The sequence below is a fragment of the Streptomyces sp. NPDC057253 genome (assembly GCF_042669125.1).
In the GTDB taxonomy this organism is placed as follows: domain Bacteria; phylum Actinomycetota; class Actinomycetes; order Streptomycetales; family Streptomycetaceae; genus Streptomyces.
Genome location: NZ_JBHUXV010000176.1, coordinates 1 through 15,478, shown reverse-complemented (window position 1 = coordinate 15,478; position 15,478 = coordinate 1). Strand labels below are relative to the sequence as shown.

At 69.8% G+C, this 15,478-nt stretch carries 13 protein-coding genes; 1 reads left to right on the top strand and 12 read right to left on the bottom strand.

The window, feature by feature from the left end; translation table 11 throughout:
• Positions 1–53: 53 nt before the first annotated feature.
• The 12 genes from ACFULQ_RS45120 to ACFULQ_RS45065 form a co-directional block, all read right to left on the bottom strand.
• Entirely contained in the window at positions 54–3,191 is a 3,138-nt protein-coding gene (locus ACFULQ_RS45120; RefSeq protein ID WP_383556476.1) for an RICIN domain-containing protein, read from the bottom strand.
• A 53-nt stretch (positions 3,192–3,244) separates the two neighbouring features.
• A complete protein-coding gene (locus ACFULQ_RS45115) occupies positions 3,245–4,255 on the bottom strand; it encodes an aldo/keto reductase (RefSeq protein ID WP_383556473.1) in 1,011 nt (336 codons plus the stop codon).
• Positions 4,256–4,277: 22 nt separating this feature from the next.
• A complete protein-coding gene (locus ACFULQ_RS45110; protein ID WP_383556471.1) occupies positions 4,278–5,315 on the bottom strand; it encodes a sugar kinase in 1,038 nt (345 codons plus the stop codon).
• Complete coding sequence (locus tag ACFULQ_RS45105) at positions 5,303–5,941, bottom strand: bifunctional 4-hydroxy-2-oxoglutarate aldolase/2-dehydro-3-deoxy-phosphogluconate aldolase (protein ID WP_383556468.1); 639 nt, start codon at positions 5,939–5,941, stop codon at positions 5,303–5,305. Before ACFULQ_RS45105 ends, ACFULQ_RS45110 begins: the two co-directional genes overlap by 13 nt.
• A complete protein-coding gene (locus ACFULQ_RS45100) occupies positions 5,938–6,699 on the bottom strand; it encodes an SDR family oxidoreductase (RefSeq protein ID WP_383556465.1) in 762 nt (253 codons plus the stop codon). Before ACFULQ_RS45100 ends, ACFULQ_RS45105 begins: the two co-directional genes overlap by 4 nt.
• On the bottom strand, positions 6,696–7,739 hold the full coding sequence (locus ACFULQ_RS45095; RefSeq protein ID WP_383556462.1) for a zinc-binding dehydrogenase: 1,044 nt from the start codon (positions 7,737–7,739) through the stop codon (positions 6,696–6,698). Before ACFULQ_RS45095 ends, ACFULQ_RS45100 begins: the two co-directional genes overlap by 4 nt.
• Before the next feature lie 103 nt (positions 7,740–7,842).
• Positions 7,843–8,748 carry an amidohydrolase family protein gene (locus tag ACFULQ_RS45090; protein ID WP_383556460.1) on the bottom strand — a complete coding sequence of 302 codons (906 nt, stop codon included), beginning with the start codon at positions 8,746–8,748 and terminating at the stop codon, positions 7,843–7,845.
• Between the two features lie 18 nt (positions 8,749–8,766).
• On the bottom strand, positions 8,767–9,114 hold the full coding sequence (locus ACFULQ_RS45085) for an L-rhamnose mutarotase (protein WP_383556458.1): 348 nt from the start codon (positions 9,112–9,114) through the stop codon (positions 8,767–8,769).
• Positions 9,111–11,090 carry a hypothetical protein gene (locus ACFULQ_RS45080; protein WP_383556456.1) on the bottom strand — a complete coding sequence of 660 codons (1,980 nt, stop codon included), beginning with the start codon at positions 11,088–11,090 and terminating at the stop codon, positions 9,111–9,113. Before ACFULQ_RS45080 ends, ACFULQ_RS45085 begins: the two co-directional genes overlap by 4 nt.
• A gap of 8 nt (positions 11,091–11,098) precedes the next feature.
• Complete coding sequence (locus tag ACFULQ_RS45075; protein WP_383556454.1) at positions 11,099–11,953, bottom strand: carbohydrate ABC transporter permease; 855 nt, start codon at positions 11,951–11,953, stop codon at positions 11,099–11,101.
• 97 nt (positions 11,954–12,050) lie between these two features.
• The gene (locus tag ACFULQ_RS45070) at positions 12,051–12,965 is read right to left on the bottom strand and encodes a carbohydrate ABC transporter permease (RefSeq protein WP_383556451.1); all 915 of its coding nucleotides are present in this window, start codon (positions 12,963–12,965) and stop codon (positions 12,051–12,053) included.
• Positions 12,962–14,326 (bottom strand): ABC transporter substrate-binding protein, encoded by a 1,365-nt coding sequence (locus ACFULQ_RS45065; protein WP_383556448.1) that lies wholly within the window; start codon positions 14,324–14,326, stop codon positions 12,962–12,964. Before ACFULQ_RS45065 ends, ACFULQ_RS45070 begins: the two co-directional genes overlap by 4 nt.
• Before the next feature lie 304 nt (positions 14,327–14,630).
• Between ACFULQ_RS45065 and ACFULQ_RS45060 the strand changes: the two genes are divergently transcribed.
• Positions 14,631–15,392: a FadR/GntR family transcriptional regulator gene (locus ACFULQ_RS45060; protein WP_383556446.1), complete on the top strand. Its 762-nt coding sequence runs from the start codon at positions 14,631–14,633 to the stop codon at positions 15,390–15,392.
• The last annotated feature ends 86 nt before the right edge of the window (positions 15,393–15,478 follow it).

Here is a 15,478-nt window from a genome sequence, read left to right as displayed (position 1 = left end):
GCGCGGGGCCCCCCCCGCCCGGGGGCCGCCCGCCGAGTGGTTGGTGCGGGGTGTCAGTCCACGTTCACCATCTTCCACAGCTGGCTGTCGGCGCCGGTGTCGGTCGACTGGACGAGCTGAGTGCCTCCCGAGGACACGGTGAGCAGGTCGTTGCTGTTCACGTTCTTGATCTTGTAGTAGCCGCTTCCGGTGGCGACCAGGGTCCATCGCTGGTTCGCGGCGTTGGTGTCGGACGACTGGACGATGTTCGCGCCGTCCGTGGTGACCCCGCCGCTGACGTCCATCAGCAGGTCGCTGTTGCGGCTGACGATCTCGTAGCTGCCGTCACCCACCGGGGCGAAGCGCCAGTTCTGGTTCAGGGCTCCGCTGTCGGTCCACTGGATGACGTTGGCTCCGGCGGACATGGACGCGCCCGAGACGTCGACCGCCTTGGAACTGCTCTTGTTGACGATCTTGTAGTTGGCGTTCGTCACGGGGAACGCGATGGAGGCGAAAGCGTCCAGCGCGCAGACGGCGCCGGACGAAGCGGCGTTCTTCGTGCCGGTGCACACCACCTTGATCGTGTGGGGGCCCGCGGCGAGGTCCGTCTTCTCGAACAACGGCACCTGTTTCGTCACCGTCGAGGCATAGGCGTCGATGCCGGCCTGGGCGAGGGTGCCGTCGAGGTAGACGTCGACCTTGCCCATGTTGGGCTGCGTCATGCTGAGGTACCGGACACCCGTGCCGGTGAACGCGAACTGGGCGTAGTTGCCCGCGGTGCTCGTGAAGTTCTCGGACCCGTTCATGTCCTTGGTGTCGTTCCAGTTCGACCACGTGCCGGAGTAGGTCACCCCGGCCGCCTTGTCGTCGACGTGGTTCCAGCGCTGCCGCACGAGCGCCTTCGACGCGGCGGAGGCGTGCCCCTGGGAGTCGAGGACGTAGAGGCGGTAGTCACCGGCGGCCTGCGGGACGTTGATGCCGGTCGCGGTGCCGCTCGCGCTGGTCATGGTGGGACCGGCGGTGAACGAGGTCGTACCGGAGGGAGCCAGCCAGAGTGTCTTGGTCGAGTCTCCCGGGCTGCGCACCGGAATGGTCACGTCGCCCTTGCCGGTGAAGGTGCTGGCGGGCAGCGCGTAGTCCTGCGGGGTCGTGTTGGCGGCGGGGATGATGTCCTTGTAGGCGTCTTCCAGGCCCGCGTTCACGGCGATGGCGTACGCCTGCGACGGCCACACCTTGTCCGTGTACACCCGCACGTTGTCGATGGTGCTGTTCGGAACGCTCTTGCTGAAGATCGTGTTGACGGGTCCGTAGGTGTTGGTGATGGTCAGGTCGTGCTGCTTGCCCCACGTCCCGGAGTTGATGACGTACGCCACGTTCGGGTCGACGTCGAGGACGTTGTCGTGTTCGTTGATGTTGGCGGAGCCCTCGTCGGGGTGGAGGCCGTACTTGTGGCCGGCCGGCACACCCGTGAGGAAGTTGTTGCTGATCTCGGTGCCCGGCTGGTTGCCCAGGGTGTAGATGGGAGCGGAGTCGCCGAGCACCTGCATGGTGTCGACGAGCTCGTTGTACTTGACGGTGTTGTTCTTCGCCGTTGTGGTCGGGTTACCGGGATTGACCGAGCCCGTCGAACCGTCGAAGTTCCACCAGCCCCATCCGAGTGTGATGCCGGCCCAGGGGGCCTTCTCGATCCGGTTGTGTTCCAGGTCGAGGGTGTCGACGAAGTAGGCGGACACGGGGCTCGACCCCTGGAACAGCACCGCGCTGTCGTAGAGGTAGTTGTCCCGGACGGTGATGTTCTTGCAGACGCCCTCGACGTTCACGGGGTACTTCTCGTGGTTGGTCGAGGTGTAGTCCCCTATGTACACGTGCTGGGGGTGTCCCACGGTGAGGGCGGAACCGGCGATGTCATTGGTGAAGTTGCCGGTCAGCTGCGAGTCCGTCACGTCGTTGGCCAGGGTGATCCCGTCGGCGCCGGTGTGCTGCACCGTGTTGCGCTGCAGGACGATCCCGTCGGCGTTCTCGATCTGGACGGCCGCGGGCGGCAGGTCGACGTTGCGGTAGGTGTACGCGTGGAAGTTCTGCTTCGCGTACACGGTGGAGCTGGCGTTGCCCTGCGTTCCCTGCCGGAAGACGGAGCCCGCGACATTGACCAGGTTCCAGTCGGAGTGCTCGACCGTGAGCCCGGAGAACGTGAGGTTCCGCGCGTGGTCTGTGGTCGACGTGCCGGCGATCTTGAGGAGGGTGGACACGTTGTTCGGCGCGAAGACATCCGCCGTGGTCATGTCCTCGGAGCCGGACTTGTAGTAGTACAGCGTGTGAGCCGTCTTGTCGAAGTAGAACTCACCCGGCGTGTCCAGGAACTCGTACGCGTTCATGAACGTATGACTGCCGCTGGCCACGAACGGACCGTACGGCGGCGCCTGGGCTATGGCCGCGCCCGGTTGCTGGAACAGGGCCACGCGGTTGGCGCCGTCCGAGCTCGTGGTGATCTGACGGACGCCCACGATGGCCGTGGTCCAGGTCGTGGCCGACTTGATCTCGACGTCGTCCTGGTTGGACGCGATGGCCGGCAGGTCGGAGAGGCTGTACTTGGCCCCGTCGCACTGCGAACCCGACTCCCAGGCCCAGGGGGCCTGGCCGGCCGTGACGGTGTAGGTCCCGTAGCATCCGGCCGAGTTGATCGTTTTCGACGCCATCTGGGCGCGCTTGCCGTTGACGTAGAGGGCGCGGAGCTTGTTGTCGCGGTTGAGGGTGGCCTTCCAGATGTTCCCGCTCTGCTGGGTCCAGCCGGTCACCTGCACGCCACCGTCCAGGACCGGCTTCTCGCCCGGGTAGGCGGCGTAGACGATCTGGTGCCCGTTCGTGCCGGAGTCGGCCGAGGTGAAGTTGATGGTGCTGTTCACCGGGTAGGTGCCGCCCCGGAGATAGACGTTGATGTCCCCGGTCATGTTGCTGTTGACCGTGCGCACGACGTCGCGTGCGTGCTGGAGGGTCTTGAACGGCGCCGAGATCGTGCCGGAGTTGGAGTCGTCACCGTTGGGGGCGATGTAGTAGGTGGCCTGGGTCGCGGCCGAGGCGGGTGTCGGTGTGGTGAGGGAGGTCAGCACGGTGGCCGAGAGCGCCATCGTGAGCGCTGCCGGGAGGAGGCGCAGGCTCCGGGAGGCGGAGGGTCTGCCCCCCTTCGGGATGCGGGTGTCGGGGGACGTGAACATGGGGCGGCTCCAGAAGGTGTGCTCGGACGGCGGCCGGCGTGCCGCCGTGCCGGTCAGGAACGGCGGGGATGCCGCTCCTCGCTCGCGGTGGGCACATCGGCCCTGATCAGGCCCTGCGCGCTCAGCTCGTCCCAGAGGCCGTCGGGGATGGGCCGAGCGTGCAGTTCGACGTTGCGGCTGACCTGTTCGGCGGTGCGCATGCCGAGGGTGACGTTGACGACGGCGGGGTGGGCGAAGGGGAAGGCGATGGCTGCGGCCGGCAGCGTGGTGCCGTACCGCTCGCACACCTCGGCGATGGCCCGGGCCCGCCGCACCAGGTCGGTGGGGGCGTCCTGGTAGTCGTACTTCATGCCCTCGGCGGGCCGGTCCCGGGAGAGCAGGCCGGAGTTGAAGACGCCGACCGCGACGACGCTCTTGCCCTGGGCCTGCGCGGCGGGCAGGACGTCGTCGAGGGCGGACTGGTCGAGCAGGGTGTAGCGCCCGGCCAGCATCACCACGTCGGCGGCGGTCTCGCGCAGGAAGCGGGCGAGCATGGCGGACTGGTTCATGCCGGCGCCGATCGCCCCGATCACGCCCTGCGCGCGAAGCTCGGCCAGGACGGGCATGGCCTCGTCGGCGGCCTGTCGCCAGTGGTCGTCGGGGTCGTGGAGGTAGACGATGTCGAGGCGGTCCAGGCCGGTGCGCTCCAACGTCTCCTCGATGGACCGCAGCACGCCGTCCCGGCTGAAGTCCCACTGGCGGCGCAGGTCGTCCCCTACGACGAACCCCTCGTCGTCCACGCCCCGCGGGTGTTCGTTCGGGACGAGGAGGCGGCCCACCTTGGACGAGACGACGAACTGCTCGCGCGGCCGGTCGCAAAGGGCGGCGCCGAGCCGGCGTTCGGAGAGGCCGAGGCCGTAGTGCGGCGCGGTGTCGAAGTAGCGGACGCCCGCGTCCCAGGCGGCGTCGATCGCGGCCGCCGCGGCCTGGGGGGCGGTCACCCGGTAGAGATTGCCGATCACCGAGGCGCCGAAGCCGAGTTCGGTGACCTCGACGGGGGTGTGAGGGATCTTTCGGCGGTGCAAGAGATGCTCCTGAGAGGGTCGTTCAGCGTCGGACGTGGGCCGAGCCGCCGTCGATGAGCGCCTCGACCTCGGCGAGGGTGGCCATGGAGACGTCGCCGGGAGTGGTCATGACCAGGGCGCCGTGGGCCGTGCCGTAGGCGAGGGCACGTTCCAGGGAGTGGCCGGCGAGCAGGCCGTGGATGAGTCCGGCGGCGAAGCCGTCGCCGGAGCCGATGCGGTCCAGGACGTGCAGGCCGGTCATGCGGGGACCGGTGAGGTGTCCGGTCTCGGCGGACCAGGCCGCCGAGGTCCAGTCGTTCACGCCCGCCGAGGGCACTTCGCGCAGGGTCGTCCCGAGCACCTCGGCCCCGGGCAGCAGATCGGCCACCGCGGTGAGGGCGTCCGGGACCTCGTCGGCCGTGAACCGCACGGCGCCCGGATGTTCGCCCGCGAGGCCGAGGGCGCCCACGATGACGTCGGCGTGCCGGGCCAGGCGCAGGTCGACCTCGCGGGCCCGCTCGGGACCGCCGCGGTCGGCCCAGAGGCTGGGGCGGTAGTTGGGGTCGTAGGAGACGGTGACGCCGTGTCGGCGCGCGGCCGCCATCGCCTCGTCGGCGACGTCGACCGTGGTGTCCGAGAGGCCGGCGAAGATGCCGCCGGTGTGGAACCAGCGTGCGCCGGCCGAGAACACCGTGTCCCAGTCCACGTCACCCTTGCGCAGCTGCGAGACGGCGGTGCGGGCGCGGTCGCTGACGCCGAGCGCGCCGCGGATGCCGTAGCCGCGTTCGACGAAGTTGAGACCGTTGCGGGCGGTGCGGCCGATGCCGTCGTCGGGCATCCAGCAGATCATCGAGGTGTCGACGCCGCCCTGGAGGATCAGGTCCTCCACCAGGCGTCCGACCGCGTTGTCCGCCAGGGCGGTGACCACGGCGGTGCGCAGTCCGAAGCAGCGGCGCAGCCCGCGTACGACGTTGTACTCGCCGCCGCCCTCCCACACCTGGAAGCTGCGCGCGGTGCGGATCCGGCCCTCACCGGGGTCGAACCGCAGCATGACCTCGCCGAGGGCGATCACGTCGGGCATGGCATGCTCCCCTCCACCGCTTCGGCGGTCAGCCGGCGGATCTCCGCGTAGTCGCCGCTCCTGAGGAGGGCGGGGGTGGCCATCCAGCTGCCGCCGACGGCCAGGACCGCCGGTTCGGCGAGGTATCCGGGCAGCGCGGCGGCGTCGATCCCGCCGGTCGGCATGAACCGCACACCGGGGAAGGGCGCGGCGAGCGCCCGGAGCATCGCCCGGCCGCCGAGGGGTTCGGCGGGGAACAGCTTGACCGTGTCGAGGCCGGCCTTGACCGCGCGCATCAACTCGGTGGCCGTTGCCACGCCCGGCGCGATCGGGACGCCCAACGCCCTTGCCGCTGCGAGGACTTCGTCGTCGAGGCCGGGCGAGACGAGGAAGCGCGCACCGGCCGCCACGGCCCGCTCCGCCTGCTCGGCGGTCAGCACGGTACCGGCGCCGACGACCAGACCGCCCTCGGCGGCCATCGCCTTCACGACCCGCTCGGCGTCCGGGGTGCGGAAGGTGACCTCCGCGGTGCGCGCCCCACCTGCTGCCAGGGCGTGGGCCAGCGGGGCGGCCGTGGCGTGATCCGGCACGGCCAGGACCGGCACGATCCGCGCCTCGGCGAGCAGGTCGGGGAGCTCGGCGGTCATCTGCCGAGCCATCCGCCGTCGACCGGAAGGACGGTGCCGTGCACGTAGGCGGCCGCGTCCGAGGCCAGGAACACGGTGGCGCCCGCGAGGTCGTCGGCGCTGCCCCACCGCGCGGCCGGGATGCGGTCCAGGATCGCCTTGCTGCGGACCGGGTCGTCCTGGAGGGCCTGGGTGTTGTCGGTGGCGATGTAGCCCGGTGCGATGGCGTTGACGTTGACGCCGTGCGGCGCCCACTCGTTGGCCAGCGCCTTGGTGAGACCGGCGACGCCGTGCTTGGCGGCGGTGTAGCCGGGGACGGTGATGCCACCCTGGAAGCTGAGCAGGGAGGCCGTGAAGATGATCTTCCCTCGCCCGCGGGCCACCATCGGGGCGCCGACCGCGCGGGCCAGCGCGAACTGGGCGCTCAGATTGACCTGGAGGACCAAGTCCCAGTCCGCGTCGGGGTGTTCGGCCGCGGGCGCCCGGCGGATCGTGCCCGCGTTGTTGACCAGGATGTCCACGGGACGCTCCCGGCCCGCGAGGTCCGCACCCAGCGCCCGCACGGCCTCGGGGTCGGCGAAGTCGGCGCGGATCGCCTCGAAGCTGCGTCCGGCGGCGGTGACGTCCTTCTCCACCGCGCTGCCGCCCTCCTCCAGCGAGGCGCTCACCCCGATGACGTCCGCACCGGCCTCGGCGAGCGCCCGGGCCATGGCCCGGCCGATCCCGCGCCGGGCGCCGGTGACGACGGCGAGCCGTCCGGTGAGGTCGAAGGCGTTCATACGGCGGCCTCCTGGGCCTCGTCGGTGCAGTCCACCAGGATCTTCATCACGTCTCCGCCGCCCTCCAGCGCCTCGAAGGCGGCCGGTGCCTGGGTGAGCGGGACGACCTTGCTGATCAGCCGGTCGGCCGGGATGGTGCCGTCGGCGACCAGGGCCACGGCCTTCTCGAAGTCGGAGCGGTCGTACAACCGGGCGCCGACCAGGGTGAGTTCACGCCAGAAGAAGCGGTGCAGGTTGATCTCACGCGGCCGGGGGTGGATGGCGACCAGGCAGAGTCGGCCGCGTACGCCGAGCACGTCGACCGCGGTGTCCACGCCTCCCGCCGCGCCGGACACCTCGAAGGCGACGTCCGCTCCCGCGTCCCCGGTCCAGTCCCGCACGAGTTCGGCCAGGTCCTCGGCGGCCGGGTCCCACACGGTCAGTCCCAACTCCTCGGCGAGCAGCCGCCGGTGGGCGCTCAGCTCCACCACCCGGACGTCTCCTCCGGCGGCTTGGGCGACCAGCGCGATCAGGACGCCGACCGGGCCACCGCCGACCACGACGACCCGCTCGCCCTCGCGCACCCCGGCCCGGCCGACGTCGTGCACGGCGACCGCGGTGGGTTCGACGAGGGCGGCCCGGTCCAGGGGGAGTGAGTCGGGCAGCCGTATGAGAGTGGAGGCGGGCACGGTCCAGCGCTGCTGCATCGCGCCGGGGGAGTCGATGCCGATGAAGTCCAGGTGCTGACAGATGTGCTGGTGGCCGTTGCGGCAGGCGGGGCAGGTGTCGTCCCAGCGCAGCGGCATCACGGTGACCGCGTCGCCGGGTGCCCAGTCCTCGACGTCTGGGCCCACTCGGACGACCCGTCCGGACATCTCGTGCCCGAGGACGGCGGGCGCGGTGACCCGGGCGTCCATGTCTCCGTGGAAGATGTGCAGGTCGGTGCCGCAGATGCCAACGTAGGCGGGGGCCAGCTCCACCTCGCCGGGGCCCGGTGGTGTGCTGGGGACCGGTGCGGTGTCGAGGGTGCGGGCGGACAGATAACGGGTTGCGAGTGTCACGGGGCAGGGTCCCTTCGGCGCAGACCGGGGGCGGGTGCCGAGGGCTCGGCATCCGTGGTGAGGTGTTCTGCGCGGGTTCGGCGCGATGTTCGGTGGGCTGTGTTCAGCTCGTTCGGGCCGTCGTGTCTCCCTCTCCGGCGACGGGCGCAAGGCCGTAGAACGCGGTGGCGGTACCGGCGAGGAGCGCGTCGATGTCGCTCTCGCTCCAGCCGGTGAGCAGTTCGTCCACGGTGTCGGCCCACCGGTTCCAGCCGCCCGCCAGGTTGGCGACCGGCCAGTCCGAGCCGAACATCAGCCGCTCGGGGCCGAAGGCGGAGACCAGGACGTCCCAGACGGGGCGGATGTCGGCGGTGGTCCAGTGGGTGTGGTCGGCCTCGGTGATGAGCCCGGAGACCTTGCACACCACGTGCCGGTGTGCGGCCAGCCGTCGGATCCCACGTTCCCAGCCCTCGATGTCCTTTCGGGCGATGTCCGGCTTGCCCGCGTGGTCGAGGACCTGGGGCAGGTCGGGGAGGCGTTCCGCGAGGCGGATCGCCTGGTCGAGCTGGTGGGCGCGCACGAGGACGTCGTAGCGCAGTCCGCGATCGCGGGCCGCCCCCAACCCGCGTTCCGCATCGGGGCGTTGCAGCCAGTTCGGGTCCGTCTCGCCCTGGACCAGGTGGCGCAGGGAGCGCAGGTACCCGCCGCCGGGCCCGGCGATCAGCTGGTCGAGCACGTCACCGATCGCCGGGGACGTCAGGTCGGCCCAGCCGACCACGGCCTGGATCAGCGGCTCCCGCTCGGCGAGCGCGAGCAGGTCCTCGGTCTCGGGCACGTCCGGGATGCACTGGACCACCACCGTGCCGTGCAGCCGCCGGCCCGCGACGGGGTGGGTGGCGGTGGAGCGCAGGTCGTCGGGGGTGAAGGTGCGGCGGATCGACGCCACGTCGGGGTCGTCGAGCCACGGCTGCGGGCGTTGGGAGAGATCCCAGAGGTGGTGGTGTGCGTCGACCAGCAGGGGTGCGTTCACGAGGGGATCCAAGTGGGCTCAGGCGGTGGCGTCGTCGTCGGGCGGGCTCAGGTGCCAGATCTCCGGGAGCTCGGTCCACTGGCGGCCCTCGCCCCGGTCGGGGAAGGGCTCCTGACACGGGTCGGTGTGCTTCCACCAGCGCTGGGTCTCGGGGTCGGCCTCGATGGACGCCATGTCTCCCTCGAAGTCGTCGCCGATGTACTCCATGTAGGCGAACAGCACGTCACCGTGGAGGTAGATGCTGTAGTTGCGGATGTTCGCCCGGAGCAGGGCGGCCTCGACGCCGGGCCATACCGCCGAGTGCAGCCGGAGGTACTCCTCGCGGTGCTCGGGGCGGAGCCTGATGGTCTGGGCGATGCGCTTCATGCCGATTCCCCTGTCGTGTCACGGGAGTTGGACGCGTCGAACGGCGTGCGGTAGCTGGGGGTGCGGGTGCGCAGCCCCAGCCGCAGGGTGAGCCGGATGCGCGTGGAGGCAGGCAGACGGACCGTCAGATACGGGCCTTCGTGAGGGACTTCGGCCTCGGTGACCACCGGCTCGGTGTGGCCGTAGTCGTACATGTCGCCGATCCAGCCGTCGTCCGTGCAGGTCGTGTAGCGGACGCCGGTGATGGTGTGCTCCGCGAACGCGCCCGCCTGGACTATGACCGTGCGGTCGGTCTCGGGGGCCAGGTTGACCAGCTCGACGGTGGTCGCCTCGGGGTCGATGGAGCTGACCAGTGCGGCGACGTCGGCGGGCAGGCCGGCCCGGCGGGCGTCGGCGTCGTGGTAGCGCAGTCGGGCCTGCTGGAGACCGCCCTGGTACAGCACCTGCGGGCCGCCCCAGGTGAGTTGCACCAGGGCCTCGGTGACGACCGGGTTGCTCAGCTGCCAGACGTGGATGTCGGCCTCGGGCACGTCCAGGTCGCGGTAGCGGTCGATGCGTCGCAGCCGGTGCCGGATCTGGGCCTGGGCGGTGGCGAGGATGCGCTCGGGGTAGTCGGGGTCGTCGCCGGCGAGGAAGGCGAACCACGCCTTCTCGTGCCCGGAGTCCTCCTTGGACCGGAACGGCCGCACGGTGCGCCAGTCGATGCCGTCCGCCTCGCGCAGCCCCTCCAGGCGGGCCCGGTCGGCCTCGGAGGAGGTGTGGTGCCACAGGGCCACCGGCACGGGGGGCGTGGCCGGGTTGTAGTCGAACCAGCCGGAGTCGTTGTGGCGGAACGGCAGGTGGAGCGTGGGTGTGTGCCGGTCCGGGCCGAGTTCGACCGCCCACTTGGAGGGCAGGCTGGAGTCGGCCTCGGTGTGGGGCATGACCTTGGCGTGGCCGATCAGGGTGTCCAGGGAGGTCGCGACCATGGAGAGGTAGTCGTCGTCGCCGGTGACCGTGGCCGCCGCGAGCGCCGCCACGCAGGCCGCGTGGCCGAGGCTGTGCCAGCCGTGCGGCCAGGACCAGCCGTAGTGGCCGCCGTACCAGCGACCCTCCAGCAGGCTGCCGACGACTCCGTCCGGGCCGACGTTGTCCGGGATCAGGCCGCCGTTCTCGCGGGTGCGCTCGCGCCAGGCGTCCACGTACTCGACGATCCAGTCCCGGTAGCGCTCCTCGCCGGACAGGATCCAGGCGTTGAGGACCAGTCCGGCCGCGGCGAGGTTCATCGTGGTGTCGCCGACGCCCATCCGGTCGCGCATCTGGTCACCGAGGCGCGGGTCCGCCGAGAGCGGGTACGGGCCGTCCTGGGCCTCGGGCAGCCATTCGAGCGGGTAGCCGTAGGTGTCGGCCTCCTTCTGGAGCCAGGGGTAGACGTCGCCGTCGAACAGGCCGGTGCGCTCGGGGTCGCTGCCGTTGTGGGGGCGGGTGATGATGCGGTGCTCGGGGTCGTAGTTGCCCTTGGCGGGGTCGACGTACAACTCGGCGAAGCGCAGGGCGCGCTCACGCCAGCGGTCGGGGGCGGCCATGCACAGGAAGTACAGCAGCAGCAGGCTCTCGCCCTGGTGGAACCAGTCGTAGCCGCGCTCGTACTCGTCGCGCAGCATGTCCAGTTCGGTCAGCTGCCTGGTGACGCCCTCCCAGTGCTTCTCGCTGGCGGCCAGCAGGTCGTCGGCGCCGCCGAGGAGGTACAGCTGGGGCCAGTTGAAGAAGACCTCGTAGAAGTCGTCGACACCGTCGCGGGTGGTGAGGCGGTCGGTGTAGTTCAGCCGTCCGTCGGGGCCGGTGAAGTCGCGGGCGAAGCGGCGCCAGGCGTGGTCGAGCAGGTCGAACAGGGCGCGCTGTGCGACGGCCCAGCCAGGGGGTTCGAGCAACGGGACCGTGGCCTGGACGTCGGGTGTCGAGTCGCCGGAGGCGTCGGGGTGCGGGCTGAAGGACATGAGAGCGGTTACTCCTTGGTGGCGCCGGCGAGCATTCCGCTGACCAGGAAGCGCTGGGCGAAGAGGAACACGACGAGCACGGGGGTGATGGCGACCAGCGTGGCCAGTGCCAATTGCGGGCGTTGGATCGCGAGGGTGCCGACGGTCGGATTGAACGAGGGCACATTGCTGAGGAGGCTGCCGACGCCCACCTGGATCGGCATCTGGTCGCTCTCGGGGAGCATCACGTACGGCAGGAAGTAGTTCGTCCAGTTGGCGACGAAGCTGAAGAAGCCGACCAGGGCGATGACGGGCGTCGCCAGCGGCAGGGCCACATGGCGGAAGACACCGAACTCGGAGCAGCCGTCGATCCGGGCCGCGGCCAGGAGGTCCTTGGGTACGGCGGTGGTGAAGTAGATGTACGTCAGGTACACGCCGAACGGGTAGAACGAGTACGGCAGGATGATCGACCACATGGTGCCGATCAGGTGCACCGCGTTGATCTCCAGGAAGAGCGGCACCACCAGCGTGGCGTTCGGCATCAGCATCACGACCAGGGTCGCGATCAGCAGCGTGTGCCGGCCGCGGAACTCGGTCATCGCCAGCGCGTAGCCGGCCGGAATGGCCAGGCAGAGCGTGATGACCAGCGAGATCGCGGCGTAGACGGCCGAGTTGCGCAGCCACAGCAGGATGGCGTCGTCCTGGAAGGCGGTGAGCGCGTGCCAGTTGGCCTTGAGCGCGTGCCAGGACCCGAAGGACAGCGGGTTGTCGTGGACCAGCTGCTGGTCGGTCTTGGTCGCCGCGAGCAGCAGCCAGACCACCGGCAGCACGAAGAACACCACGAAGACGGTGAGGACCGAGCCCGCCAGCAGCCGGGAGGGCACGTTCCGCGGGGACCGGCGGCGCTGCCGCGCCTCCCCGTGACGCGTTCGGCTCGTCGACCTATCGCCCTGAGCGGTGAGAGGGGGAGTGGGTCGGGTCTTAGTCGGCATCGAAGAACCCCGATCGTGCGACGAAGACACCGGCGACCGACACGCTGACGACCAGGAGCTCCACCGAGACCGCGGCGGCGCCGTTGATGTTGTTCATCTGGAAGGCGAAGTCGTACGTCAGCTGGTTGAGCGAGTAGTCGCGGCCGGCCACGCCGGTGCTGGCGAGGGAGAGCAACTGCGGCTCGACGAAGAGCTGGGCGCCGCCCGCGAAGGCCAGGATCACCATGTAGACGATCCACTTGCGGAGCATGGGGATCTGCACCCGCCAGGCGGTCTGCCAGCCGTTCGCGCCGTCGATGCGCGCGGCCTCCATGACGTCCCTGGGAATGTTGTTCAGTGCCCCGTACATGACGACGATCCAGCCGCCCGCACCCGTCCAGAACGCGATGATCGTGAACAGCACCGCCAGGTTCCCGGGGGCGATGACCTCGCCGAAGGTGTGGAAGCCCAGCGTCTCCAGCAGCGAGCTGACCGGGCTGACCGTCGGGTCGAGCATGAACAGCCACACCAGGACGCTCGCGGCACCGGCGAGGGCGCCGGGGATGTAGTAGAGGAAGCGCAGCGCCTGGCTGACCGGTCCGGAGGACAGCCGGTGCAGCAGGAGCGCGAGGACGACCACGAACACCACGAGGGACAGGAGCCAGAAGACCAGGTACAGCGCCACGTGGCCCAGGGAGTCGGCGAAGCGGAAGTCCTGTGCCGTGGTGACGAAGTTGGAGAAGCCGGTGAAGGCGCCTCCGGCGTTCGTGAACGCGAAGTAGATCGCGTAGCAAGTGGGAAGGACGCCGAAGGCGATCAGGAGCAGCACATAGCCGGCGACGAATGCCATGCCGGCCCGGCTCTGCCGGGAGGTGCCGCGAGGGCGCCCCCGGACAGAGCCGGACGAGGAATGCGTGAGGGTCACTGGGAGACCTTGTATCCGTCGGCCTGGGCGTACTTGACGATCGAGTCCTGCCAGGCGGGCAGCAGCGACTCGATGGTCTTGCCCTGCGTGATGCCGGGCTTGACGGTGGCGGCCCAGATCGCCTCCTGGCTGAACTGGCCCGAGCCCCAGTCGGACCACACCTGCGAGGAGGCGTCCTTGAGGGCCGTGAGGTCACTGGCGTAGTACCCGGACGCGGCCTGCGCCTTCAGCCAGTTCTCGGCCGCCGGCGCGTACGCCGGGAAGCCGGGGGCCTTCTCGCCCTGGTAGGCGTTGTCCGTGGTGACCCACTTCAGGAAGTCGGTGGCCGCCTTGAGGTGGCTGGAGTGCTTGGACAGCAGCCAGGTGCCGCCGCCGACGTTGCCGGTGGAGGGGGAGGAGTCGCCCTGCCACTGCGGCATGGGCGCCACCGCGATCTGCTTGGCCGGGGTCTTGAGACCGTCCTTGAACACCGCGCCGCCGTACCAGGCCGGGCCGGGCATGAGCAGGACCTTGTCGGCCTCGTTCTTGGCGAAGTCGGTGCTGAAGACGCCGCTGATCGACATGGACTTGTTCTTGATCAGTACGTCCAGCAGCTTGGCCATCTTGGTGCAGGCCTCGCTGGTGGTGTTCACCGACACCGACTTGGGGCCGGTGATGTGGTTGGCGCCGCACTTGCTCGCCCACAGGTAGATCTCCGGGGTGAAGGAGTCACCGGCGTCACCCACGAGGTAGCCGGGGTGCTCCTTGGCGACCTTCTCGCCGAGCGCCTGGTACTCCTCCCAGGTCGTCGGGACCGCGTATCCGAACTTCTTCAGCAGCGGCGCGTTGTACCAGAGCACCGCCTGGGAGAGGTCGTTGCGCAGGCAGTACAGGGTGCCGTCCACCGTGCAGACGTCGTTGGCGCCCTTGGCGAATCCGCCGAGGGTGGCGGCGGGGATCAGGCCCTTGTTCAGCGGCGCCGCGAAGCCCGCGTCGACGGCCCAGCTCGCCTCGTTGTTCTGCGAGCTGAAGACCACGTCCGGCCAGCCCTTGCCGGTGCGGTTGAACAACTGGACCTTCGTCTGGAGGTAGTTGGAGCCGTTGGCGTCACCGTCGTAGCTGACGATGTTCAGCTTCACGTCCGGGTGCGTGGACTGGTAGAGCTTCGCGGCGTCCATGCGGGTCGCGTCCACCCAGACGGTCAACGCCCCGTCCTTCTGCGCGGCTTGGGCGAAACCGTCCTTGGTCGTGCCGCTGGTGCCGCCACCGCCACCACAGGCGGTCACGGTGAGCAGCACGGTGGCGGCACAGCCCGCCAGCCATGCGGCACGTCTCCTGCTGGTCCCTGTCTCCTGGCCGGCCGAAGGCTTGTAGACGGACATGAGCGACTCCACTCGGTTTGCGTGAGGCTGACGGCTCTGTCGTAACCGCCGCGGATGAAATTAGCCGCCATATACGAGACCTCGTCAAGAGGTGTGTCCGGCTTTTTTCCGCCAGATCACGCATGATGTGGCGACGATTCTCGCCTGAAAACTCGGGTGTATCGGGCTTATCGTCCACAACTCTCCTGATGATCGCCAGATTGGTGGTGCCGAATGAGTAGTACTCATCTGGCTTTGGGGTACGATGAGCGCGGCTTCAGGGCCGATTGGACACCGTCGTCGCAGGCACTCGGAGGCAGGACACATGAAGGACACGCCCGCCGTGGCGGCAGCGGTGAACGGCTCGGACGAGCGGCGCGACTACCGGCCCGGTTACGAGGTCGTGGCGGAGCGGATCCTCGAGTTCATAGCGGAGTCACGCCTGGTCCCCGGCGACCGGATGCCCACGGAGAACGACCTGGCCCAGCAGCTGGACACCAGCCGAGCAGTCGTCCGGGAAGCCGTGAAGATCCTCTCGGCACTCGGCCGGGTCCGGGCGCACAAGGGGCGCGGACTGTTCGTCGCCGACGACGAGGGCATGCTGATCACCAGCCGCTGGGGCGGTTTCTTCCGGCCCGTGGACCTCGACCACGTGCTCATGCTGTTCGAGTTCCGCCGGGTTCAGGAGATGGCGGCCGCGAGACTCGCGGCTACCCGTGCCACGCCCGCCGAACTGCGCACCATCGAGATCGCCATGCAGCAGTGCCGGCACGGGTACGTCCATGGCGAGGTCGATGTCTTCAACCAGGGCGACGACGACTTCCACACGGCGGTGGCCGCGGCCTCGCACAACACCTTCCTCGGCAGCGCGGTGCGCGACGCCCGCCGACTGCAGCGCCAGTCCAGCGCGATCGGCATTCACGACAGCTTCAACGAGGGCACCGCGGCCGCGGTGGAGGAGCACGAGGCGATCTACCGGGCCATTCGCGACGGCAGAGCCGACGAGGCCGCCGAGGCCACGGCCGTACACCTGGACCGGACGCTGGAGGACTACCGACGGGAGATCCAACGCCGCCTGTTCGGCTGACCTCCTCTCCAGGACATGTCAGAGGGGCGCAGCCGCCCCGCGGCCGGGGCCCCGAGAACGCCCGTGGCCCCCCCCGGAGTTGGCGG

Excerpts from the sequence above, each read along its gene's own strand:
- ACFULQ_RS45110 (WP_383556471.1), bottom strand. The coding sequence starts at position 5,315 with ATGCCCGACGTGATCGCCCTCGGCGAGGTCATGCTGCGGTTCGACCCC.
- ACFULQ_RS45065 (WP_383556448.1), bottom strand. The coding sequence starts at position 14,326 with ATGTCCGTCTACAAGCCTTCGGCCGGCCAGGAGACAGGGACCAGCAGG.
- ACFULQ_RS45085 (WP_383556458.1), bottom strand. The coding sequence starts at position 9,114 with ATGAAGCGCATCGCCCAGACCATCAGGCTCCGCCCCGAGCACCGCGAG.
- ACFULQ_RS45080 (WP_383556456.1), bottom strand. The coding sequence starts at position 11,090 with ATGTCCTTCAGCCCGCACCCCGACGCCTCCGGCGACTCGACACCCGAC.
- ACFULQ_RS45060 (WP_383556446.1), top strand. The coding sequence starts at position 14,631 with ATGAAGGACACGCCCGCCGTGGCGGCAGCGGTGAACGGCTCGGACGAG.
- ACFULQ_RS45100 (WP_383556465.1), bottom strand. The coding sequence starts at position 6,699 with ATGAACGCCTTCGACCTCACCGGACGGCTCGCCGTCGTCACCGGCGCC.
- ACFULQ_RS45120 (WP_383556476.1), bottom strand. The coding sequence starts at position 3,191 with ATGTTCACGTCCCCCGACACCCGCATCCCGAAGGGGGGCAGACCCTCC.
- ACFULQ_RS45105 (WP_383556468.1), bottom strand. The coding sequence starts at position 5,941 with ATGACCGCCGAGCTCCCCGACCTGCTCGCCGAGGCGCGGATCGTGCCG.